This is a genomic window from Pseudomonas sp. MPR-R2A5 (genome assembly GCF_058793055.1).
Genome location: NZ_JBXAFK010000003.1, coordinates 82,669 through 106,380 on the forward strand (window position 1 = coordinate 82,669; position 23,712 = coordinate 106,380).

14 protein-coding genes are annotated in these 23,712 nt (G+C 61.5%); 8 read left to right on the plus strand and 6 right to left on the minus strand.

Features of this window, described 5'->3' with window-relative positions:
- The first annotated feature begins 81 nt into the window (after positions 1 to 81).
- Together rlmKL and AC1Q6I_RS03135 are read left to right on the plus strand one after the other, a co-directional pair.
- Complete coding sequence (gene rlmKL, locus AC1Q6I_RS03130; protein WP_024076860.1) at positions 82 to 2,352, plus strand: bifunctional 23S rRNA (guanine(2069)-N(7))-methyltransferase RlmK/23S rRNA (guanine(2445)-N(2))-methyltransferase RlmL; 2,271 nt, start codon at positions 82 to 84, stop codon at positions 2,350 to 2,352.
- A 141-nt stretch (positions 2,353 to 2,493) separates the two neighbouring features.
- On the plus strand, positions 2,494 to 4,878 hold the full coding sequence (locus tag AC1Q6I_RS03135) for a sensor domain-containing diguanylate cyclase (RefSeq protein WP_069076767.1): 2,385 nt from the start codon (positions 2,494 to 2,496) through the stop codon (positions 4,876 to 4,878).
- Between the two features lie 64 nt (positions 4,879 to 4,942).
- On the opposite strand, the gene dacB is transcribed toward AC1Q6I_RS03135, so the two are convergent.
- Complete coding sequence (dacB, locus tag AC1Q6I_RS03140; protein WP_102623537.1) at positions 4,943 to 6,403, minus strand: D-alanyl-D-alanine carboxypeptidase/D-alanyl-D-alanine endopeptidase; 1,461 nt, start codon at positions 6,401 to 6,403, stop codon at positions 4,943 to 4,945.
- Between the two features lie 236 nt (positions 6,404 to 6,639).
- On the opposite strand from dacB, the gene AC1Q6I_RS03145 reads away from it, so the two are divergent.
- Complete coding sequence (locus AC1Q6I_RS03145; RefSeq protein WP_003193255.1) at positions 6,640 to 6,984, plus strand: YggL family protein; 345 nt, start codon at positions 6,640 to 6,642, stop codon at positions 6,982 to 6,984.
- Positions 6,985 to 7,020: 36 nt separating this feature from the next.
- Here the strand turns inward: AC1Q6I_RS03145 and AC1Q6I_RS03150 are convergent, their stop codons facing one another.
- Entirely contained in the window at positions 7,021 to 8,211 is a 1,191-nt protein-coding gene (locus AC1Q6I_RS03150) for a benzoate/H(+) symporter BenE family transporter (protein WP_024076857.1), read from the minus strand.
- Positions 8,212 to 8,571: 360 nt separating this feature from the next.
- On the opposite strand from AC1Q6I_RS03150, the gene AC1Q6I_RS03155 reads away from it, so the two are divergent.
- Positions 8,572 to 9,336: a GntR family transcriptional regulator gene (locus tag AC1Q6I_RS03155; protein WP_024076856.1), complete on the plus strand. Its 765-nt coding sequence runs from the start codon at positions 8,572 to 8,574 to the stop codon at positions 9,334 to 9,336.
- A gap of 140 nt (positions 9,337 to 9,476) precedes the next feature.
- Here AC1Q6I_RS03155 and guaD read toward each other — a convergent pair whose 3' ends face one another.
- From guaD to xdhA, 4 genes are all read right to left on the minus strand, one after another.
- Positions 9,477 to 10,781: a guanine deaminase gene (guaD, locus tag AC1Q6I_RS03160; protein WP_102623535.1), complete on the minus strand. Its 1,305-nt coding sequence runs from the start codon at positions 10,779 to 10,781 to the stop codon at positions 9,477 to 9,479.
- A 7-nt stretch (positions 10,782 to 10,788) separates the two neighbouring features.
- A complete protein-coding gene (gene xdhC / locus AC1Q6I_RS03165; RefSeq protein WP_069076769.1) occupies positions 10,789 to 11,631 on the minus strand; it encodes a xanthine dehydrogenase accessory protein XdhC in 843 nt (280 codons plus the stop codon).
- Between the two features lie 117 nt (positions 11,632 to 11,748).
- A complete protein-coding gene (gene xdhB, locus AC1Q6I_RS03170) occupies positions 11,749 to 14,148 on the minus strand; it encodes a xanthine dehydrogenase molybdopterin binding subunit (RefSeq protein WP_102623534.1) in 2,400 nt (799 codons plus the stop codon).
- Positions 14,141 to 15,589 (minus strand): xanthine dehydrogenase small subunit, encoded by a 1,449-nt coding sequence (xdhA, locus tag AC1Q6I_RS03175; protein WP_024076852.1) that lies wholly within the window; start codon positions 15,587 to 15,589, stop codon positions 14,141 to 14,143. Before xdhA ends, xdhB begins: the two co-directional genes overlap by 8 nt.
- A 280-nt stretch (positions 15,590 to 15,869) precedes the next feature.
- Between xdhA and AC1Q6I_RS03180 the strand changes: the two genes are divergently transcribed.
- The 4 genes from AC1Q6I_RS03180 (at position 15,870) to ligA (ending at position 23,596) form a co-directional block, all read left to right on the plus strand.
- Positions 15,870 to 16,529 (plus strand): GntR family transcriptional regulator, encoded by a 660-nt coding sequence (locus tag AC1Q6I_RS03180; RefSeq protein ID WP_024076851.1) that lies wholly within the window; start codon positions 15,870 to 15,872, stop codon positions 16,527 to 16,529.
- A gap of 2 nt (positions 16,530 to 16,531) precedes the next feature.
- Complete coding sequence (smc, locus tag AC1Q6I_RS03185; protein WP_069076771.1) at positions 16,532 to 20,020, plus strand: chromosome segregation protein SMC; 3,489 nt, start codon at positions 16,532 to 16,534, stop codon at positions 20,018 to 20,020.
- A 259-nt stretch (positions 20,021 to 20,279) separates the two neighbouring features.
- The gene (gene zipA / locus AC1Q6I_RS03190) at positions 20,280 to 21,143 is read left to right on the plus strand and encodes a cell division protein ZipA (RefSeq protein WP_024076849.1); all 864 of its coding nucleotides are present in this window, start codon (positions 20,280 to 20,282) and stop codon (positions 21,141 to 21,143) included.
- Positions 21,144 to 21,229: 86 nt separating this feature from the next.
- Positions 21,230 to 23,596 carry an NAD-dependent DNA ligase LigA gene (gene ligA / locus AC1Q6I_RS03195; RefSeq protein ID WP_024076848.1) on the plus strand — a complete coding sequence of 789 codons (2,367 nt, stop codon included), beginning with the start codon at positions 21,230 to 21,232 and terminating at the stop codon, positions 23,594 to 23,596.
- Positions 23,597 to 23,712 lie beyond the last annotated feature (116 nt).

Consider the following 23,712-nt stretch of genomic DNA (forward strand, 5'->3'; position numbering starts at 1 on the left):
TCTTCAAGAAAAGTGCCTGATTGAAAACCGAACCGGCGATGCGTTGCCCGTTCATTTATTGCTGAAAAGCCTGGATTGCCCATGTCGGACCGTTTTGAACTCTTCCTCACTTGCCCCAAGGGCCTCGAAGGCCTGCTGATCGAGGAAGCCGTCGGGCTTGGCCTTGAGGAAGCCCGCGAGCACACCTCGGCCGTGCGCGGCATGGCCGACATGGAAACCGCCTACCGCCTGTGCCTCTGGTCGCGCCTGGCCAACCGTGTATTGCTGGTGCTCAAGCGCTTCCCGATGAAGGACGCCGAAGACCTCTACCACGGCGTGCTGGATATCGAGTGGCAAGACCATATGGTCGCCGACGGCACCCTGGCCGTGGAATTCAGCGGGCATGGTTCAGGCATCGATAACACCCACTTCGGTGCGCTGAAGGTCAAGGATGCGATCGTCGACAAGTTGCGCACCCCAACCGGCGAACGTCCGTCCATCGACAAGATCAACCCGGACCTGCGCATCCACCTGCGGCTGGACCGTGGCGAAGCGATCCTGTCCCTGGACCTCTCCGGCCACAGCCTGCACCAGCGCGGTTACCGCCTGCAGCAGGGTGCTGCACCATTGAAGGAAAACCTGGCGGCCGCGATCCTGATCCGCGCCGGCTGGCCGCGCATTGCGGCTGAAGGCGGCGCGCTGACTGACCCGATGTGCGGTGTCGGTACCTTCCTGGTGGAAGGCGCGATGATCGCTGCCGACATGGCGCCCAACCTGAATCGCGAGCAGTGGGGCTTCACCGCCTGGCTCGGTCACGTGCCGGCGCTGTGGAAAAAGCTTCACACCGAAGCCAGCGAACGTGCCGCCATCGGCATGAACAAGCCACCGCTGTGGATTCGTGGCTACGAGGCGGACCCGCGCCTGATCCAGCCCGCGCGTAACAACGTCGAGCGTGCCGGTCTCAGCCACTGGATCAAGATCTATCAGGGCGAAGTCGGCACCTTCGAGCCGCGCCCGGACCAGAACCAGAAAGGCCTGGTGATCTGCAACCCACCCTACGGCGAACGCCTGGGTGACGAAGCCAGCCTGTTGTACCTCTACCAGAACCTCGGCGAGCGCCTGCGCCAGGCGTGCATGGGTTGGGAAGCCGCGGTGTTCACCGGTGCCCCGGACCTGGGCAAGCGCATGGGTATCCGCAGCCACAAGCAATATGCGTTCTGGAACGGCGCCTTGCCGTGCAAACTGTTGCTGATCAAGGTCAACCCGGACCAGTTCGTCACCGGCGAACGCCGTACCCCGGAACAGCGCCAGGCCGAACGTGAGCAAGCGGCTTATGACCAGGCCCCGACTGAGCCGCAAGAGCGCCAGTACAACAAGAACGGCAACCCGATCAAACCTGCGCCCGCGCCGGCCCCTGTGGTTGAGCAGGCGCGCTTGAGCGAAGGCGGGCAGATGTTTGCCAACCGCCTGCAAAAGAACCTCAAGCAACTGGGCAAGTGGGCCAAGCGTGAAGGTGTGGACTGCTACCGTGTGTACGATGCCGACATGCCGGAATACTCCATGGCCATCGACCTGTACCACGATTGGGTGCACGTGCAGGAATACGTTGCGCCGAAGTCCATCGACCCGGAGAAAGCTTCGGCGCGCATGTTCGATGCCCTGGCGGCCATTCCCCAGGCGTTGAACATCGACAAGAGCCGCGTGGTGGTCAAGCGTCGCGAGCGCCAGAGCGGCACCAAGCAGTACGAACGCCAGAGCGCCCAGGGCAAGTTCACCGAAGTCAGCGAAGGCGGCGTGAAGTTGCTGGTCAACCTGACCGATTACCTCGACACCGGGCTGTTCCTCGACCATCGCCCGATGCGCATGCGCATCCAGAAAGAGGCGGCCGGCAAGCGCTTCCTCAACCTGTATTGCTACACCGCCACGGCGAGTGTGCATGCGGCCAAGGGCGGTGCGCGCAGCACCACCAGCGTCGACCTGTCCAAGACCTACCTGGACTGGGCACGTCGCAACCTTTCGCTCAACGGTTTCTCCGACAAGAACCGCCTGGAGCAGGGTGATGTGATGGCGTGGCTGGAAGCCAGCCGCGATGAGTTCGACCTGATCTTCATCGACCCGCCGACCTTCTCCAACTCCAAGCGCATGGAAGGTATCTTCGACGTGCAGCGTGACCACGTGCAGTTGCTCGACCTGGCCATGGCCCGCCTGGCACCGGGCGGCGTGCTGTATTTCTCGAACAACTTCCGCAAGTTCCAACTGGAGGACAACCTCAGCGCACGCTATGCGGTGGAGGAAATCAGCGACAAGACCATCGACCCGGATTTTGCTCGCAATGCCAAGATCCACCGGGCCTGGAAAATCACCGCGCGTTGATTGTCCGGCTCATGAGCCGCAAGCCTGGATTTTTCCGGGCTTGCGGCTTTTTTTGCGCTGGTCAAACCCTGGACCGATGGCTATAACTAAAACCTAGCCAAAGTGACACCCCCCCGCACGCTGGCGTTGTGAGTGTTGCCTATGTCGTTGCAAGCCGTTCGCCCGAAAATCCTAGGCTTTATCAGTGAGCAGGCGTCGGCTTGGCTGGTGGCGTTGGTGGTATTACTGGCGGGTTGTACGTTGACAACCATCGTCGCCTGGGCGGCGTCCGACCTCGACCAACAACAGGAGCGCCAGCGTTTCCAGTTGCTGGTCAACGAGCGATTCAGCCGCTTGCAAGAGCGTTTCGAGGACCAGGAGCAGCGCCTGGGAAGCCTGCGGCGTTTCTTCGTCAACTCCGATGAAGTGTCCCGCGAAGAATTCGAGGGTTTCGCCCAGCCCTTGCTGCAGCGCGCCCGCGCCTATGCGTGGGCACCACGGGTGTCGCGTGATCAGCGCAAGCTGTTTGAGCAGCAGGTGTCTCGCCAGCGCGGTACGCCCTTCAACATTCGCGAGCTGAATGCAAACGGCGAACTGGCACCCGCCGCCGAGCGTGATGAATACGTACCGGTGCTGTACAGCCAGACCCTGAGCCTGCTCGTCTCGCCCCTGGGCTTTGACCTGCTGGCCCAACCCCTGCGCCGATCGGCCCTTGAGCGTGCGCAAAAGAGCGGCAAGCTGGCGGTGTCGCAACCCATGCAATTGGTGGGTGTGGAACCCGCCTACGCCACCGGGGTGTTGTTGGTGGCGCCGGTCACGGCCCATGGAGCGACTGAGCCCCACGGCTTTGTAATGGCTGTGATCAGCATGCGCCAACTGGTGGCCGAGGGCCTGCCCAGACCCGACCGCGATAACCTGGCGATGCAGATTGTCGACACATCCGACCTGCAACAGCGGCTGTTGTACGAGTCCGGTAGCGCACGGGTCGACAGCGACCTCAGCGCCGTGCGCCGCCTGACCCTGGGCGACCATGTCTACGCGCTTAGCTTGCGCCCCAGCGAGATGTTTGAGCAGGCCAATTACTCATCATTGGCGTTGATCCTGGCCATGGGCGGGCTGCTTAGCCTGTTACTCAGCGCCTTGCTCTACGTCCTTGTCAGCCAGCGCCAACGTGCGTTGAAACTGGTGCAACAACGCACCATGCAGTTACGCGCCCGTGAACAGGAATTGCGCGGCGCCCATGGCCAGTTGCGCAGCGTATTGAATGCCGCCACCCAGGTGGCGATCATTGCCACCGATCTGCGTGGGGTGATCAATACATTTAACGCCGGCGCCGAGCAGATGCTTGGCTTCAAGGCCGAGCAGGTGTTGGGGCGCTCGACGCTTGAAAGCCTGCATGTGCCCGCAGAACTGGAAGCGCGGGCCACCAGTTTGAGCGTGGCGCTGGGCAAACGGATCCCGCCGAGCCAGGCGATGCTGGTGGAAAGCCCGGACAGCCAGCATGAGGCCAGTGAATGGACCTTGGTTCGCGAGAACGGCAGCCAGCTGACGGTCAACATGCTCGGCACGGTGTTGCTGGATGACCACGGTTTATGGGTGGGATACCTGGCGATCTACCTGGATGTGACTGAGCAAAAGCGCGCTTACGAGGCATTGGCGGCGCGGGATCGCTTGCTGAAAAAACTCAGCGCCCATGTGCCTGGCGGGATTTTCCAGTTCACCCTGGAGCCCCAGGATAACTGGCGCTTTATCTACGCCAGCGATGGCATGCGCGATATTTATGAAATCGAGACCGGGATGTTGCAGCAGGATGCGAAGAAAGTCTTCGAGCGCATTCATCCCCTGGATGTGGAGCGGGTACGCGCGTCGATTCGTTTGTCGGCGCTGCAATTGAGCCATTGGCGCGAAGAGTACCGTGTGCAATTGCCACAACGAGGCCTGCGCTGGATTCGAGGCGAAGCCACACCGGAAGAACTGCCGGCAGGCGGTACGTTGTGGCACGGTTATGTGTCGGATATCACCGACCTCAAGCGCGTGGAAGAAGAGCTGCGTACGTTGTCCATCACCGACTCCCTGACCGGCATCCATAACCGTCGGTATTTCCAGGATCGCCTCAAGACCGAGATGCTCCGCCTCAACCGCACGGCCGGAGCGCTGTCGGTGATCATGCTGGATATCGATCACTTCAAGCGAATCAACGACCTGCATGGGCACGGGGTCGGCGACGGCGTGTTGCAGGAGCTGTGCAAACGCATCGGCCAGCGTCTGCGCCGTACGGATGTGTTCTGCCGCCTGGGTGGCGAGGAGTTCATGGTGCTGTGCCCCAACACTGATGGCGAGCAGGCCTACCGCCTGGCGATGGAGTTATGGCAGTCGTTGCGCAGTGCGCCAATGGAACCGGTGGGCATCGTGACTGCCAGCTTCGGGGTGGCGAGCTGGCGGGTGGATGAAGGCGTTGACGGTTTGCTGTTGCGTGCTGACTCGGCGGTGTATGTGGCCAAGCAGGCGGGCAGGGACCGAGTGGCCGCAGAGGAAGTACAGGCTTGAGGACCGACGCCGGAGCACCCGTGGGAGGGCACGAGCCTCTCCCACAGGAGGACGGCGGTGTGGCCTAGAGAACGGGCGCTGCCGCCGCCAGTTTCGGCTGGCGATACAGGTCCAGCAGCACCTGGTCCAGTACCGACGACGCACCCCATGGCTTCGTATCGTTGAGGATCGCCACCACGGCCCAGGTATTGCCATTGTTATCGCGGCTGAACCCGGCGATCGCGCGCACGGTGTTCAGGGTTCCGGTCTTGACATGGGCTTCGCCACGCATCGCCGTGGTCTTCAGGCGTTTGCGCATGGTGCCGTCGGTGCCGGCAATCGGCAGCGAGCTGATGTATTCCGCCGCGTAAGGGCTTCTCCAGGCCGCTTGCAGCATCTCAGCCATCTCACGGGCGCTGACCCGTTCGGCACGGGACAGGCCGGAACCGTTCTCCATCACCAGGTGCGGCGAGGTGATGCCTTTCTTTGCCAGCCACTGGCGTACCACTCGCTGGGCAGCCTTGGCGTCGTCGCCGTCCGCGTCGTTGCGGAACTGCGCGCCCAGGCTCAGGAACAGCTGTTGGGCCATGGTGTTGTTACTGTATTTGTTGATGTCGCGGATGATTTCCGCCAGGTCTGGTGAAAACGCACGGGCCAGCACTTTGGCATCCTTGGGCACCGGCGCCTGGATATCGCGGCCCTGGATCGTGCCGCCCAGCTCCTGCCAGATTGCCCGAACGGCACCCGCGGTGTAGGTCGCGTGGTCCAGCAACGACAAATAGGTTTGTGAGCTGCAACCTTCAGCCAGTTGGCCGCTGACGGTGACGGTGACACTGCCGTCAGCGGCGGTGACCGGGTTGTAGCGCACATCGCCGGTGCATTGCTTGGCGTTGGAGACCTTGACCTGGTTATCGATACGAATGCTGGCGATCGGCGGCTCGACCGATACGAGCACCCGCCCCGAATCGTTGCGCGTCACGAAGCGCAGGGCCTTGAGGTTGACCAGCAGAGCGTCGGGCTTGACCAGGAAGGGCTTGTTTTCGTCGTTGCCGTCGTCATTGAACTCCGGCAGTTGCGGCTGGGTAAAGAAGCTGCGGTCCAGCACCAGGTCGCCGGTGACTTGTTGCACGCCATTGGCGCGCAGGTCACGCATCAACAGCCAGAGCTTTTCCATGTTCAGCTTGGGGTCGCCGCCGCCCTTGAGGTAGAGGTTGCCGTGCAAGACGCCGCCACTGAGGGTGCCGTCGGTGTAGAACTCGGTCTTCCACTGGTGGTTGGGCCCGAGCATTTCCAGGGCCGCATAGGTGGTGACCAGCTTCATGGTCGAGGCCGGGTTCACCGAGACGTCGGCATTGAATACGGTGGGGGTACCGGGGCCGTTCAGGGGAATCATCACCAGTGACAGCGCGGTGTTTTGCAGCTTGGCTTTCTGAAGGGCCTGCGCGACGCTGGACGGCAGGGTGTTGTTGATCGGCGCGGCGGTAATGGAAAAACTCAGTGGCAGGAGAAAACCGGCAAGCAGTAATGGACGCAAAGATTTGATCATAAGGAATAAGACCCTGCTGCTGACGAGGGGGAAAAGGCGAGGGGTATGTAAGAAAATCCCTCATTGGTCATGAAAGTGTCGGCATTATGCCCCAAGGTGGAGCCCGTTGTAGCTGAACGATAGCTGCTAATCGGCGTTTTTTTTGCGTGTAGCTGGCCGCCTGTACCAGAGAGTCGGGCAATCGCCACCTTAAACTGCTAAAGTGCCGCCCGTTATTACTTATGAGGATTGTTCCAATGGCGACTAACCGTTCCCAGCGTCTGCGCAAAAAACTGTGCGTTGATGAATTTCAAGAGCTGGGTTTCGAACTGAACCTGGACTTCAACGAAGGCCTGAGTGAAGAAGCTATCGACGCTTTCCTCGAAGCATTCATCAAAGAAGCCATGGAAGCCAACGGCCTGGGTTATGTTGGCGGCGACGACTACGGTCTGGTTTGCCTGCAGAAGCGTGGCTCGGTCTCCGAAGAGCAGCGTGCTGCTGTTGAAGCCTGGCTGAAAACCCGCTCCGAGCTGACCAAGGCTGAAGTCAGCCCGCTGCTGGACGTGTGGTATCCGGAAAAGCCGATCAACGCGGCTAAGTGATACTGAAAAAACGGCGACCCGAGGGTCGCCGTTTTTTTATGCCTTGCGCCCGTTCAGAATCAGCAGCGTCAACACCCCCGCCACAATCCCCCAGAACGCTGAACCGATGGAAAACAACGTCAGCCCTGACGCCGTGACCATAAAGGTGATCAGCGCCGCTTCCCGTTCCTTTGGCTCATTCATGGCAATGCTCAGGCCATTGATGATCGAGCCAAACAAGGCCAGCGCTGCAATCGATAGCACCAGTTCCTTGGGTAACGCTGCGAACAACGCTGCCAGTGTGGCGCCAAATACGCCGGCAATTGCGTAGAACACACCACACCAGACCGCCGCTGTGTAGCGCTTGTTGCGGTCTTCGTGGGCGTGTGGCCCGGTGCAGATGGCTGCGCTGATCGCTGCCAGGTTGATCCCGTGGGAGCCGAACGGCGCCAGCACCAGCGAGGCCAGGCCGGTAACGGTGATCAACGGCGAGGCCGGCACGTTATAGCCGTCGGCGCGCAGCACGGCGACGCCGGGCATATTCTGCGAAGTCATTGCCACCACGAACAGCGGAATGCCAATGCTGATGGTCGCTGCCAGCGAGAAGTGCGGAGTGGTCCACACCGGGGTCGCCACTTCCAGGTGGAAGCCGCTGAAGTCCAGCAGGCCCATCAAGCCAGACAGCAGGGTACCGATCACCAGCGCGGCCAGCACCGCATAGCGCGGCGACAGGCGCTTGATGATCAGGTAGGTGAAAAACATCCCCAGCACCAGGCCGGTACGATGTTGCGCGGCGACAAATATTTCGCTGCCGATCTTGAACAGAATGCCCGCCAGCAAGGCCGCCGCCAGTGAAGCCGGAATACGCTTGACCAGTTTTTCGAAGCTGCCGGTCAGCCCGCACAGGGTCACCAGCACTGCACAGGTGATATAGGCACCGATCGCTTCGCCATAACTGACGCCGCCCAGGCTGGTGATCAATAGCGCTGCGCCCGGTGTCGACCAGGCAATGGTGATCGGCGTGCGATAACGCAGGGACAGGCCGATGCTGCACACCGCCATGCCGATGGAGATCGCCCAGATCCATGAAGAAATCTGCGCCGTGGTCAGGCCGGCGGCCTGTCCAGCCTGGAACATCAGCACCAGGGAGCTGGTGTAGCCGGTCATCATGGCGATAAAGCCGGCGACGACGGCGGACGCGGAAGTGTCGGCCAGCGGGCGCAAGGGCGCTTGGGTGGCGTCGGTCATGGATAGGTGTTCCTTTTACCTGACCCCCTCCTTGTAGGAACGAGCGTGCTCGCGAAAAGCGTCAACGATAACGCGGGCGCCCTGGATGTTCGCGACGCGCTCGGATTCTTCGCGAGCAAGCTCGCTTCTACAGTGGGGTGTCGTTCGTGGGAAATCTTGGATTCAAGCCTAAACTCAAACGTAACTACTCATTGCAATACAGCCGGCGCCGCAAACAGCCGTACAGTGTGTTGGCGCAGTGGGTTGTGTACAATGTGCCGTGTTTTTAGCTGATACTTGCCAGCGACCCATTGTTGCCGTATTACCTTAAAGTCGCCGTATTACCGTTAATTCGCCGCCGTTCTCCCGACCCGAGTGCCCATGAACGAACAGTTGCAACCTCTCAAGAAACAACCGCGAGCCGGCAAGGCCGGTCGCAGCGGAACCCAGGACGATATCGTCTACGCGCATATCTTCGAGGCGATCCTCGAACAACGCCTGGCACCCGGTACCAAATTGAGTGAAGAGGCACTGGGCGAAATCTTCGGCGTCAGCCGTACCATCATTCGCCGCGCCCTGTCGCGCCTGGCCCATGAAGGCGTGGTGTTGCTGCGGCCCAATCGCGGCGCGGTGGTGGCCAGCCCGAGCGTCGAGGAAGCACGCCAGGTGTTCCTCGCCCGGCGCCTGGTAGAGCGAGCGATCACCGAGTTGGCCGTGCAGCACGCCACCGCCGAGCAACTGGCCGAACTACGCCAGATGGTCAACGACGAGCGCGACAGCTTCTCCCGTGGCGATCGCGGTGCCGGTATCCGCCTCTCTGGCGAGTTCCACCTCAAGCTGGCCGAGGCGGCGAAGAACGCGCCGCTGATCAGCTTCCAGCGCAGCCTGGTGTCCCAGACCTCGTTGATCATTGCGCAGTACGAAAGCGGCAATCGCTCGCACTGTTCCTACGATGAACACACCCAGTTGATCGATGCGATCGAGGCCCGCGACGCGGCGCTGGCAGTTGACTTGATGATGCACCACATGGACCACATCGACAGCAAGCTCAACCTCGACGAGGAAAGTGCGTCGGATGATTTGCATGCGGTGTTCTCGCATTTGTTGCAGACCAAGAAGCCGGGGCGTTCGCCTGTAAAGTTGTAAACCCGATTAAAGAATGTGGGAGGGGGCTTGCCCCCGACGGCAGAGTCAGTCACTGAGTAAGGTGACTGGTCCACCGCCATCGGGGGCAAGTCGAATCGTCGCACCGCCCCTCCCACATTTGTTTTGTGTTGTGGCGCAGATCAGCGTTGGTGCACCCGTTGGCCGGCCGCATAGGTCTGCAATACCGTCCGATCATCCCCCAACGTCATCAGCACGAACAACGTCTCGGCTATGTTGTTGGCCTGCTTCAAGCGATAGCTCAGCAGTGGCGTGGCGTTGTAATCCAGCACCAGAAAGTCTGCATCGGTGCCTGGCTGCAACGTGCCGATCTTGTCTTCCAGGCGCAGCGCCCGCGCACCCCCGAGGGTGGCCAGGTACAACGACTTGAATGGGCTCAATCGCGCGCCCTGCAGCTGCATGACCTTATAGGCTTCGTTCAAGGTTTGCAGCAGTGAGAAGCTGGTGCCGCCGCCCACATCCGTGCCCAGGCCAACGTTGAGCTTGTGTTTCTCGGCCATCGGCAGGTTGAACAGGCCGCTGCCGAGGAACAGGTTCGACGTCGGGCAGAACGCCACCGCCGACCCCGTCTCCGCCAGCCGCGCGCATTCGTCATCACACAGGTGCACACCGTGGGCGAACACTGAGCGCTCACCCAGCAGCTTGTAATGGTCGTACACATCCAGGTAGCCGTTGCGTTCTGGAAATAGCGCCTTCACCCACTCGACTTCCTGCTTGTTCTCACTGATGTGCGTCTGCATGTACAGGTCCGGGTACTCGCCCAGCAGTTGCCCGGCCAACGCCAATTGTTCCGGCGTGCTGGTGGGGGCGAAGCGCGGCGTGACCGCATAGTGCAGGCGGCCCTTGCCGTGCCAGCGCTCGATCAACGTCTTGCTTTCCTGGTAGCCGGATTCGGCGGTGTCGGTGAGGTAATCCGGGGCGTTGCGGTCCATCATCACTTTGCCGGCGATCATGCGCAGGTCGAGTTTTGCGGCCGCTTCAAAGAACGCGTTCACCGACTGCGGATGCACGCTGCCGAACACCAGGGCGGTGGTGGTGCCATTGCGCAGCAATTCCTTGATGAAAATGTCGGCCACTTCTTCGGCGTGGGCCTTGTCGGCGAACTGGCGTTCGCACGGGAAGGTGTAAGTGTTGAGCCAGTCCAGTAACTGCTCGCCATAGGCGCCGACCATGCCGGTTTGCGGCAGGTGGATATGGGTGTCGATCAGGCCTGGGGTAATCAGCGCATCCTGGTAGTGGGTGATGTCGATATCGGCGGGCAGCTTCGGCAGCAGGTCACTGGCGTGGCCCAGGGCACTGATCTTGCCGTTTTCGATCACCAGCAGGCCGTCTTCGAAATACTCATAGGAGGCTTCGATGCCCACTTCAGCGGGGTCGGCGATGCTGTGCAGGAGGGCGGCACGGTAGGCTTTGCGAGTCAAAGGCATGGTCGTCTCAATTGATAGCTTGGCTGCGGCGTGACACCGGCAGCAGTTTGGCAATAGGTTCGGCGCTCGCGGTGTGCTGGCCGAAATGGGCGTTATAGGTGGCGATGATTTCGCCGGCGATGGAGATGGCGATCTCTACCGGCAATTTGCCCTTTACCTCGGTGAGGCCCATGGGGCAGCGCATGCGTTGCAACTGCGCGGCGTCAAAGCCGCGATCACGCAGGCGGTGTTCGAACTTGACGCGTTTGGTCTTCGAGCCGATCAGGCCGAAGTAGGCAAAGTCATTACGCTTGAGCAGGGCGGCGGTCAGTTCCAGGTCCAGCGCGTGATTGTGGGTCATGACGATGCAATAACTACCCGCGGGCAGGTCGGCAATTTCGTCCACCGGCTCTTCGCTGACGATTTTACGCACGCCCTGGGGGATATGTTCCGGGAATTCCTGCTCGCGCGAATCGATCCAGCGCACCCGGCACGGCAGGCTCGCCAGCAACGGCACCAACGCGCGGCCGACGTGACCGGCGCCGAACACCGCGATCTGCGCCTGCACCTGGCCCATGGGTTCGAACAGCAATACGGTTACGCCACCGCAGCACTGGCCCAGGCTCGCGCCGAGGCTGAAGCGCTCCAGGTGGGTGTTCTGCTGGCCGCGCGCGAGCATGTCACGGGCGATCTGCATCGCCTTGTATTCCAGGTGTCCGCCACCGATGGTGTCGAAGGTTTGCGTGGCGCTGATCACCATCTTCGAACCGGCATTGCGCGGCGTGGAGCCGAGCTCTTCGATGATGGTCACCAGTACGCAGGGTTCGCCTTGGTTCTGCAGGTCGGCGAGGGCGCTGATCCAGTTGTTCATAGTCACCTCTTGTGGTGTCTGTCAGGCCGTCATCGGGGGCAAGCCCCCTCCCACACTTTGATCTGTGAAGGCCTTCAAATGTGGGAGGGGGCTCGCCCCCGATGGCAGCGCCTCGGTCTAGAGCGAAGCCATCTCGGTTTCGGTTTCAACAGGCACAGCTGCCTGCAACTTGCGCATCTGCTCGCACCCCCACAACACCCGCTCCGGTGTCGCCGGTGCATCGATCTTCGGCTGATGGCGATAGTCACCCAGGCTCGCCACCGCATCCTTGATCGCACACCACGAGGCAATGCCGAGCATGAACGGTGGCTCGCCCACGGCCTTGGAATGAAACACCGTGTCTTCCGGGTTCTTGCGGTTCTCCACCAGCTTCACGCGCAGGTCCAGCGGCATGTCGGCCACCGCCGGGATCTTGTAGCTGGCCGGGCCGTTGGTCATCAGCTTGCCCTTGTTGTTCCACACCAGCTCTTCCATGGTCAGCCAGCCCATGCCCTGGATGAAGCCGCCTTCCACTTGGCCGATGTCGATCGCCGGGTTCAACGAGGCGCCCACGTCGTGGAGGATGTCGGTGCGCAGCATCTTGTATTCGCCGGTCAGGGTGTCGACGATCACCTCGCAACAGGCCGCGCCAAAGGCGTAGTAGTAGAACGGCCGCCCCCGCGCCTGGCTGCGGTCGTAGAAGATTTTCGGGGTCTTGTAGAAGCCAGTGCTCGACAGCGACACTTGGGCGAAGTACGCCTGCTGGATCAGCGCTTCAAAGGGCAGGATATGATCGCGCACGCGCACATGGCCGTTGTGGAATGCTACGTCGGCCTCACTCACGTCGTACTTGCGCGCGGCGAATTCCACCAGGCGTTGCTTGATGGTTTCGGCGGCGTTCTGCGCGGCCTTGCCGTTCAGGTCGGCACCGCTGGAGGCGGCGGTCGGCGAGGTGTTGGGCACCTTGTCGGTATTGGTGGCGGTGATCTGCACGCGGTCGATTTCCACCTGGAACACTTCGGCCACCACCTGTGCGACCTTGGTGTTCAACCCCTGGCCCATTTCGGTACCACCGTGGTTCAGGTGGATGCTGCCGTCGGTGTAGATATGGATCAGCGCACCGGCCTGGTTCAGGAAACTGGCGGTAAAGGAAATACCGAATTTCACCGGGGTCAGCGCCAGGCCTTTTTTCAGGATCGGGCTGTGGGCGTTGTACAGGCGGATCGCTTCACGGCGCTCGGCGTATTGGCTGCTGGCTTCAAGCTCAGCGGTCATTTCCTCGAGCATGTTGTGCTCGACGGTCTGGTAGTAGTGAGTGACGTTGCGCTCGGTCTTGCCGTAGTAGTTGGCCTTGCGCACGGCCAGCGGATCCTGGCCTAAGTGGCGGGCGATGGCGTCCATCACTTCCTCGATGGCGACCATGCCTTGGGGGCCGCCAAAGCCCCGGTAGGCGGTGTTGGACGCGGTGTTGGTCTTGCAGCGGTGGCCGTTGACCGTGGCGTCGCCCAGGTAATACGCGTTGTCGGCGTGGAACATTGCGCGGTCGACAATCGAGTTCGACAGGTCCGGCGAGCAACCGCAGTTACCCGCCAGTTCCAGATTGATACCCTGCAGGCGACCGCTGTCGTCGAAGCCCACGTCGTATTCGATATAGAAGGGGTGGCGCTTGCCGGTCATCAGCATGTCTTCGACCCGGGGCAGGCGCATCTTGGTCGGCTGCCCGGTCAGGCGCGCGACCACCGCGCACAGGCATGCCGGGCTGGCCGCCTGGGTTTCCTTGCCGCCGAAACCACCGCCCATGCGACGCATATCGACGACGATCTTGTTCATCGACACGTCAAGTACTTCGGCCACCAGCTTCTGTATTTCGGTGGGGTTCTGGGTGGAGCAGTAGACGATCATGCCGCCGTCTTCGGTGGGCATCACCGACGAGATCTGGGTTTCCAGGTAGAAGTGTTCCTGGCCGCCGATATGCAGGGTGCCCTGGAGGCGGTTTTTTGCGGTCGCCAGTGCGCCGGCCGAATCACCGCGTTGGTGGGTGTGGCTGTCGAGCACGAAATGCTTATTGCGAAAGGCCTCGACCACATCCAATACGGGTTCGAGGTCTTCGTATTCGATCACGGCCGCCATCGCGGCCTTGCGTGCGGTTTCCAGATCGCGGGCAGCCACGGCCAATACCACTTGGCCGACAAACTGCACGGTGTCGATGGCCAGCAGCGGGTCGCCGGGCATCAGCGGGCCGATGTCTTTCAGGCCTGGCACGTCTTCATGTGTGATGACGATACGCACACCGTCGAAGGCGTAGCAGGGCGCGGTGTCGATGCTGAGGATCTTCGCGTGGGCGCGGTCGGACATGCGCGCATACAGGTGCAACTGGTTGGGGAATTCCAGGCGGTCATCGATGTACTGCGCTTCACCGCTGACGTGCTTGGCGGCGCTGTCATGCTTGACGCTGCGGCCGACCCCGGAGGTCAGGTCCTGGGCAAACAGCTCGGCCAGTTCGGCCTGGGTTTTTACCACGGCGTGATGGTTAGACATAAGCGGTCACCCGAGTCTCGATGTGCGGCGTTTGCAGCTCGATAAAGTATTTGCGCAGCAGGTTCTGCGCGCTGAGCAGGCGGTATTCCTTGCTGGCGCGGAAGTCCGACAACGGGGTGAAATCCTCGGCCAGGGCAGTGCAGGCTTTCTCGACGGTGGCGGCATTCCAGGTGGCGCCGATCAGCACGCTCTCGCAGTGTTTCGCGCGTTTCGGGGTGGCGGCCATGCCCCCGAAGGCAACACGCGCATCGCTGATCACACCGTTGTCGATCTTGAGGTTGAAAGCCGCGCATACGGCGGAAATATCGTCGTCCAGGCGCTTGGACACTTTGTACGCCCGGAATAGCGCGTGGCCCTTGGGCACGATGATTTTCTCGATGAACTCGCTGTCCTGGCGTGCGGTGACGCGGTAGTCGATGAAGTAATCTTCCAGCGCCAACGTACGACGGGTGTTGCCCTTGCACAGCACGATCTGCGCGCCGAGGGCGATCAGCAGTGGTGGCGAATCGCCAATCGGCGAGGCGTTGCCGATATTGCCGCCCAGGGTGCCTTGGTTGCGGATTTGCAGGGACGCGAAACGGTGCAGCAGCTCACCGAAGTCCGGGTAGGCCTGGTGCAGCGCGGTGTAGCAGTCGGAAAGAGGGGCGGCGGCGCCTATTTCCAGGCGATCGTCGAAGGATTCAATGCGCTTCATTTCGTCGATGTTGCCGACGTAGATCATCACCGGCAGCGTGCGGTGGAACTGGGTGACTTCCAGCGCCAGGTCAGTGCCGCCAGCCAGCAGCCGGGCTTGCGGGTAGGCATCGTAGAGGTCGGCGAGGTCGGCGACGGTCAGGGGGACCAGGCAGCGTTTGTCGCCGCTGTTGAGTTCACCGGTTTGCGTCGGCGCGATGGCCTTGAGGCGTGCGATGGTTTCGACTTGCCGGCTGTCGAACTGGTCCTGGGGTTTGTTACAGCAGGCCTGCTCGGCGGCGGCCAGGATCGGGCGGTAGCCGGTGCAACGGCACAAGTTGCCGGCCAGGGCTTCATGGGCTTTCTGGCTATCTGGCGCGTCGCTGTTCTTTTGCAGGGCAAACAGTGACATCACAAAACCGGGGGTGCAAAAGCCGCATTGCGACCCGTGGCATTCAACCATTGCCTGTTGCACGCTGTGCAGTTGACCCTGGTGCTTCAGGTCTTCGACGCTGATCAATTGTTTGCCATGCAACGATGAGACAAACGTCAGGCAGGCATTGAGGCTGCGATAGCGAATCCGCTCAGCGCCTGGCTCGTCGCTGTGCAGCTCGCCGACCACCACGGTGCATGCACCGCAATCGCCGCTGGCGCAGCCTTCCTTGGTACCGGATTTGCCCAGGTGCTCACGCAAATAGTTGAGCACGGTCAGGTTGGGGTCCAGGGCGTGCTCGCTACGGAGCTCCTGGTTAAGTAGAAACTGGATCACGGAAGGCCTCGCAGACTCATTATTGTTGTTAACCGCTTTGCGCCGAATCTAGTCATGTCTGACTTTTCGGTCAATGATTTTCTGACTACGAGGTCAAGAAATTGCGATCACAACACTTTCAATTATGGTCCAGTCTTCTGGAACCGCTGTTTTTGGGGGCTTCTGGGTTTCAGCGCTGCTTATTCCGTGCCAAATTCAGCAGGGTGGGCCTAGCGCCATCAGCCAGGCATTTGCGCTACACTGCCGCGCTTGTATCGATAGAAGATTTTGAAGGGAAAACATGACGTTCAAGGCGCCGGACAGTCTCGCCGAGCAAATTGCTCACCACCTCGCCGAACGTATCATTCGCGGCGATCTCAAGCCTGGGGAGCGGATCCAGGAACAGAAAGTCACGCTGGCGCTCAATGTCAGCCGTGGTTCCGTGCGTGAAGCCTTATTGATCCTCGAACGTCGCCACCTGATCGCGATCCTGCCGCGCCGTGGCGCCCACGTCACCGAGCTCACCGCACACAAGGTGCAGAGCCTGTGCACGTTGATGAGTGAGCTGTATATCCTGCTCGGCAATGCGGTGGCCCAGGGCTGGCAGACCCAGGCTGACATGGCGCCGTTCCTGCAGATCCAGCAGCGCCTGGTCGGCAGTTTCGAGCGCCAGGACATCCGCGCCTTTGTCGAAGAATGCTTCAGCGTGATGCGCGCCGCGTACCCCTTCGCCAACAACCCGTATTTGCAGGAAACCGTCGAAAACCTGCAGCCGGCGATGAACCGTGCCTATTACCTGGCCCTCGATCAGCGCAAGGCCTCCATGAGCGAGTACCTGGCGTTGTTCGAGCAATTGCTCGCCGCCGTGCTTGCCCGCGACCTGCCGCAGATTCGCCAGGTGTTGTCGGCCTATGGCCAGCGTAGTTGCTCGCTGGTCATCGCTGCGTTGGCGGACGCCTAAGCGTGCGGCTCAAGTGCATCAAACTGGCGGGGTTCAAATCCTTCGTCGACCCGACCACGGTGAACTTCCCCAGTAACATGGCGGCAGTGGTGGGGCCCAATGGCTGCGGCAAGTCGAACATCATCGACGCCGTACGCTGGGTGATGGGCGAGAGCTCGGCAAAAAACCTGCGCGGCGAGTCGATGACCGACGTCATCTTCAACGGCTCCACCAGCCGCAAACCCGTCAGCCAGGCCAGCATCGAACTGGTGTTCGATAACTCCGACGGCACCCTGGTCGGCGAATATGCGGCCTACGCGGAAATCTCCATCCGCCGTAAAGTGACCCGCGACAGCCAGAACAGCTACTTCCTCAACGGCACCAAGTGCCGGCGCCGGGATATCACCGATATCTTCCTCGGTACCGGCCTGGGCCCGCGCAGCTACTCGATCATTGAGCAAGGCATGATCTCCAAGCTGATCGAAGCCAAGCCGGAAGACCTGCGCAACTTTATCGAAGAAGCGGCCGGCATCTCCAAGTACAAGGAGCGCCGCCGCGAAACTGAAAACCGTATCCGCCGCACCCACGAAAACCTCGCCCGCCTCACCGACCTGCGTGAAGAGCTGGAACGCCAGCTGGAACGCCTGCACCGCCAGGCCCAGGCCGCCGAAAAGTACCAGGAATACAAGGGCGAGGAGCGCCAGCTCAAGGCGCAACTGTCGGCCCTGCGCTGGCAGGCGCTGAATGACCAGGTGGGCCAGCGTGAAGCGATCATCGGCACCCAGGAAATCAGCTTCGAAGCCCTGGTAGCCGAGCAACGCAATGCCGACGCCAGCATCGAGCGCCTGCGCGACGGTCACCATGACCTGTCCGAGCGCTTCAATCTGGTGCAGGGCCGTTTCTACTCGGTGGGGGGAGACATCGCCCGGGTCGAGCAGAGCATCCAGCACGGCCAGCAGCGCTTGCGTCAGTTGCAGGAGGATTTGAAGGAAGCCGAGCGCGCGCGCCTGGAGACCGAATCTCACTTGGGCCATGACCGCACCTTGCTGCTGACCCTCGGCGAAGAGCTGGACCTGCTCACTCCCGAGCAGGAGATCACCAGCGCGGCGGCCGAAGAAGCCGCTGCCGCCCTGGAAGAGTCCGAAACCACCATGCACGGCTGGCAGGAGCAGTGGGACACCTTCAACCTGAAATCCGCCGAGCCTCGGCGCCAGGCCGAAGTGCAACAGTCACGCATCCAGCAGCTGGAAACCAGCATGGAGCGTCTGGCCGAACGCCAGCGTCGCTTGCAGGAAGAACGCGTGTTGCTCGCTGCCGACCCGGAAGACGCGGCGATCATGGAGCTCAGCGAGCAACTGGCTGAAAGCGAGATGACCCTCGAAGAGCTGGAGGCCAGCGAAGAACAGCAAGTCGAGCGCCTGGAGCAATTGCGCCAGCAACTGCAACAGGCGACCCAGGCCCAGCAGCAGGCCCAGGGCGATCTGCAGCGGCTCAACGGTCGTTTGGCCTCCCTGGAAGCCCTGCAGCAAGCCGCTCTGGACCCTGGCACCGGTACCGCCGAATGGCTGCGCGACCAGCATCTGGCCGAGCGTCCGCGCCTGGCCGAAGGCTTGAAAGTCGAAGCCGGTTGGGAGTTGGCGGTGGAAACCGTATTGGGTGCCGACCTGCAAGCGGTACTGGTGGACGATTTTGGGGGCTTCGACCTGGCCGGTTTTGCCCAGGGCGATTTGCGCCTGCTCAGCCCGGCCGCCGACGGCACCCGCGTGCCGGGCAGTTTGCTGGACAAGGTCGAGGCGGCGATTGACTTGTCGCCGTGGCTGGGCCAGGTCAAACCGGTTGAATCACTTGAGCAGGCGCTGGCCCAGCGCGGTCAGTTGGCTGCCGGCGAAAGCCTGATCAGCCGTGATGGCTACTGGGTCGGCCGCCACTTCCTGCGGGTACGCCGCGCCAGTGAAGCAGAAAGCGGGGTTTTGGCCCGTGGCCAGGAAATCGTCAATTTGATCGCCGAGCGTGAAGAGCGCGAAGCGACCCTGGAAAGCCTGGAAACCGAGCTGCAAACCCTGCGCGCCACCCAGCGCCAGCAAGAGACCGGCCGCGAACATCTGCGTCGCCTGTTGCAGGATGAGGCGCGCCAGCAAGGCGAATTGAAAGCCCAGCTTTCCGCGAGCAAAGCCAAGGTCGAGCAACTGACCCTGCGCCGTACCCGTCTCGATGAAGAAGTAGCCGAGATGGGCGAGCAACGCGCGCTCGAGCACGAACAAATCGGCGAAGCACGCCTGCAATTGCAGGAAGCCCTCGACAGCATGGCCCAGGACACCGAGCAACGCGAACTGCTGCTGGCCCAGCGGGACAGCCTGCGTGAACGCCTTGACCGTGTGCGCCAGGAAGCTCGCCAGCACAAGGACCACGCTCACCAGTTGGCGGTGCGCCTCGGCTCGCTGCGTGCGCAGCACGACTCCACGCGCCAGGCCCTTGAGCGCCTGGAGATGCAGTCCGAACGCCTGACCGAGAAGCGCGAGCAACTGAGCCTCAACCTGGAGGAGGGCGAAGCGCCCCTGGAAGAGCTGCGGCTCAAGCTTGAAGAGCTGCTCGACAAGCGCATGACCGTCGACGAAGAACTCAAGACCGCGCAAATCGCCCTCGAAGATGCCGACCGCGAACTGCGTGACGCAGAAAAGCGCCGGACCCAGGCCGAGCAGCAATCCCAACTGATCCGCGGCCAGCTCGAACAACAGCGCATGGAATGGCAAGCCCTGACCGTGCGCCGCAAAACCCTCCAGGACCAGTTGCTCGAGGATGGCTACGACCTGCACGGCGTGCTTGACACCTTGACCGCCGAGGCCAACGAAAAAGACGCCGAAGAAGAACTCGAACGCATAGCCGCGCGGATTCAGCGCCTGGGGGCAATCAACCTGGCCGCCATCGATGAGTACCAGCAGCAGTCCGAGCGCAAACGCTACCTGGACGCCCAGGACGCCGACCTGGTCGAAGCCCTGGATACCCTGGAAAACGTGATCCGCAAGATCGACAAGGAAACCCGCAACCGCTTCAAGGATACCTTTGATCAGATTAATGGCGGTTTACAGGCGTTATTCCCAAAAGTTTTCGGTGGTGGCAGCGCTTACTTGGAACTGACGGGCGAAGATCTACTCGATACAGGGGTAACGATCATGGCGCGGCCTCCGGGCAAGAAGAACAGCACCATCCATTTGTTGTCCGGCGGCGAAAAAGCCCTGACCGCATTGGCCCTGGTGTTTGCCATCTTCAAGTTGAACCCGGCGCCGTTCTGCATGCTCGACGAAGTTGACGCACCGCTGGATGACGCTAACGTGGGACGGTACGCACGCCTGGTCAAGGAGATGTCCCAGACTGTGCAGTTCATCTATATCACCCACAACAAGATCGCCATGGAAATGGCTGATCAGTTGATGGGGGTGACGATGCACGAGCCGGGCTGTTCGCGATTGGTCGCGGTGGATGTCGAAGAAGCGATGGCAATGGTGGAATCCTGAGCCACGCCAGGAGAGAAGATTTTCAGCGCGATGTAAGACGGTTTACCGCCCTGGCGAAAGTGGCAAATGGACATATTTGTTCAAGGCATTTTGACAGACGGTGTAAAGTTATCTTTGGTCGTGCTAGTTTAATGTCAATTTTTCGTATGCGTGGGCAAAACGTCAGTCAGAACATAGAGTTGGCGCCACGTTTTAAAGCGGTTTGCACGGTGCTAAACCCCTTATTTTTCAGCATTTTTTATTAGAGGCACGGGATTACATGGAAATCGGTCTGCGCGAGTGGCTGATCGTCATCGGCATTATTGTCATTGCCGGTATTCTTTTTGATGGCTGGCGCCGCATGCGCGGTGGCAAGGGCAAGCTCAAATTCCGTCTGGACCGTAACCTGTCCAACTTGCCCGACGACGACGGCAGCGCCGAGCTGCTGGGGCCGCCCCGTGTGTTGGATACCCATAAGGAACCGCAGCTGGATGAGCATGACCTGCCGTCCATGAGTGCGCCTGTGCGTGAAGCCCGCGAGCCATCTTCCAAACGTGGCAAGCGCGGCAGTGCTGCAGTTGCCGAGCCGCACCAGGGCGACCTGAACCTTGACGTCGACGAAGGCCCGAGTTTCAGCAGCCGCGATGACGACTTCCCTGATGAGAATGCGACCAAGAGCCCGCCGCGCCAATCGGTCAGCGATCAGCCGGCCGCCGAAGAAGTGCTGGTGATCAGCGTGATTTGCCGCGACGCCGCGGGCTTCAAAGGCCCGGCGCTGTTGCAGAACATCCTCGAAAGCGGCCTGCGTTTTGGCGAAATGGACATCTTCCACCGCCACGAAAGCATGGCCGGTAATGGCGAAGTGCTGTTCTCCATGGCCAATGCGGTCAAGCCGGGCACCTTCGACCTGGACGATATTGACCTGTTCAGCACGCCGGCCGTCAGCTTCTTCCTTGGCTTGCCAGGCCCGCGTCACCCGAAACAAGCGTTCGACGTGATGGTGGCGGCAGCGCGCAAGCTGTCCCAGGAACTGAATGGCGAATTGAAGGACGATCAGCGCAGCGTCCTCACCGCCCAGACCATCGAACACTACCGTCAGCGCATCGTCGAATTCGAGCGTCGCGCCCTGACACAGAAACGCTGAGGATTGGCCTCAAGCGTTGTCGATAGAATAAGCGCACCAACATTTGAGCAGCTTCGGCTGCTCTTTTGCTTTATGAGAGAACACCCATGACCGCCGCCCACACCCGCATCCTTGAACTGCGCGCTGAACTGGATCAGCACAATTACCGTTACCACGTGCTCGACGAGCCGAGCATTCCGGACGCCGAGTACGACCGCTTGTTCAATGAGCTCAAGGCCCTGGAAGCCGAGCACCCGGAACTGGTGACGCGTGATTCGCCGACGCAGCGGGTCGGCAGTGCGGCGTTGTCGGCCTTTACCCAGGTGCGTCATGAGATCCCGATGCTCAGCCTGGGCAACGCGTTCGATGAAACCACCATGCTCGAGTTCGATCGCCGCGTCACCGAGGGGCTCGACCTGCCGGTGGGCGATCTGTTTGGCGGTGGCGCCGCGGTGGAGTACAGCTGTGAACCAAAGCTGGATGGCCTGGCGGTCAGCCTTTTGTACCAGGACGGCGAACTGGTGCGCGGCGCCACCCGCGGCGACGGCACTACGGGCGAAGACATCAGCGTCAATGTGCGCACCGTGCGCAATATCCCGCTGAAACTGCACGGCACCGGCTGGCCGGCCACCCTGGAAGTGCGCGGCGAAGTGTTCATGTCCAAGGCCGGTTTCGAGCGACTGAACGCCTCGCAACTGGAAGTCGGTGGCAAGACCTTCGCCAACCCGCGTAACGCCGCCGCCGGCAGCCTGCGCCAGCTGGACTCGAAGATCACCGCCAGCCGCCCGCTGGAGTTCTGCTGCTACGGCATTGGCCAGGTCACCGCAGACATCAGTGACACCCACATCGGCAATTTGAAGCAGTTGCAGAAGTGGGGCCTGCCGATCAGCCATGAGCTGAAGTTGGCCAAGGGCATCCAGGCATGCCTGGACTACTACCGCGATATCGGCGAGCGACGTAACAGCCTGCCCTATGAAATCGACGGCGTGGTGTTCAAGGTCAACAGCATTGCCTCCCAGCGCGAACTGGGTTTCCGTGCCCGTGAGCCGCGTTGGGCGATCGCGCACAAATTCCCGGCCATGGAAGAGCTGACCGAGCTGCTCGACGTGGAATTCCAGGTTGGCCGCACCGGTGCCGTCACGCCGGTGGCACGACTGAAACCGGTCAAGGTCGCGGGTGTGACCGTGTCCAATGCCACCTTGCACAACATGGACGAAGTGGCGCGCCTGGGCCTCATGATCGGCGACACCGTGATCATCCGCCGTGCCGGAGACGTGATCCCGCAGGTGGTGTCGGTGGTCACCGAGCGCCGTCCGGAAAATGCCCGCGCCGTGCAGATCCCCGAGAGTTGCCCGGTGTGCGGCTCCCACGTCGAGCGCACGCAACTGGTCAAGCGCAGCAAGGGCAAGGAAACCGTCAGCGAAGGCGCGGTGTATCGCTGTGTCGGCCGCCTGGCCTGTGGCGCGCAGCTCAAGCAGGCGATCATCCATTTCGTCTCGCGCCGGGCGATGGACATCGATGGCCTGGGTGACAAGACCATCGAGCAGTTGGTGGATGAAAAACTCATTGGTTCGCCGGCTGACCTCTACACGCTCAAGTACGAACAGATCATCGACCTGGAAGGCTTCGCCGATATCTCCAGCAAGAAGCTGATCGCCGCCATCGAGAACAGCAAGAGCCCGACCCTGGCGCGCTTCATCTACGCCTTAGGCATTCCCGACGTGGGCGAGGAGACCGCCAAGGTGCTGGCGCGTTCCCTGGGGGCCTTGGAGCGCGTGCAGCGCGCGTTGCCGGAGGTGCTGACGTACCTGCCGGACGTGGGCCTGGAAGTCGCGCACGAGATCCGCAGCTTCTTTGATGACCGCCACAACCAGGACGTGATCGGCGCACTGTTGGCGCCGGACAAATGCGGCCTGCAATTGCAAGACGAAGGCGCCCTGGCCGCCGAATTCGCCGCCAGCACCACCCTCGGCGGTTTGCTCGACAAACTCAATGTGCCCAGCGTCGGTCCCGGCGCCGCGCAGAAACTGGCGGACAAGTTCGGCTCCCTCGAAGGCGTGATCAAGGCTGACTGGCTCGATATGCGCCAGGCGCTGCCCGAGAAGCAGGCCAAGGCTGTGCGCGAGTTCTTCGATAACCCCGACCATGCCAACCATGCCCTGGCCATCGAGCGGCAGCTCGAGGAATTCGGCATGCACTGGCAGAGCGAGAAGAAAGTGATCGAAGGCTTGCCGGAAGCAGGGCATACCTGGGTGCTGACCGGCTCCCTGGAGCGGATGAGCCGCGATGTCGCCAAGGACAAGCTCGAAAGCCTCGGCGCCAAGGTGGCCGGTTCGGTGTCGGCGAAAACCCATTGCGTGGTGGCCGGGCCGGGTGCTGGTTCGAAGTTGGCCAAGGCCAGCGAACTGGGCCTGAAGGTGCTGGACGAAGACGCTTTCGTGGCCTTCCTCGCCGGGCATCACATCACCGTCTGATAGCGTGCGCTTCTGGTGGCGAGCCGGCTCACCACAGGTTACTGTTTGCTCGTTCCATTCTTAACCGACAGGCATTAGGGCTCGCCCCGCGTCGGGCAGCAAAGTGGAACGATCCC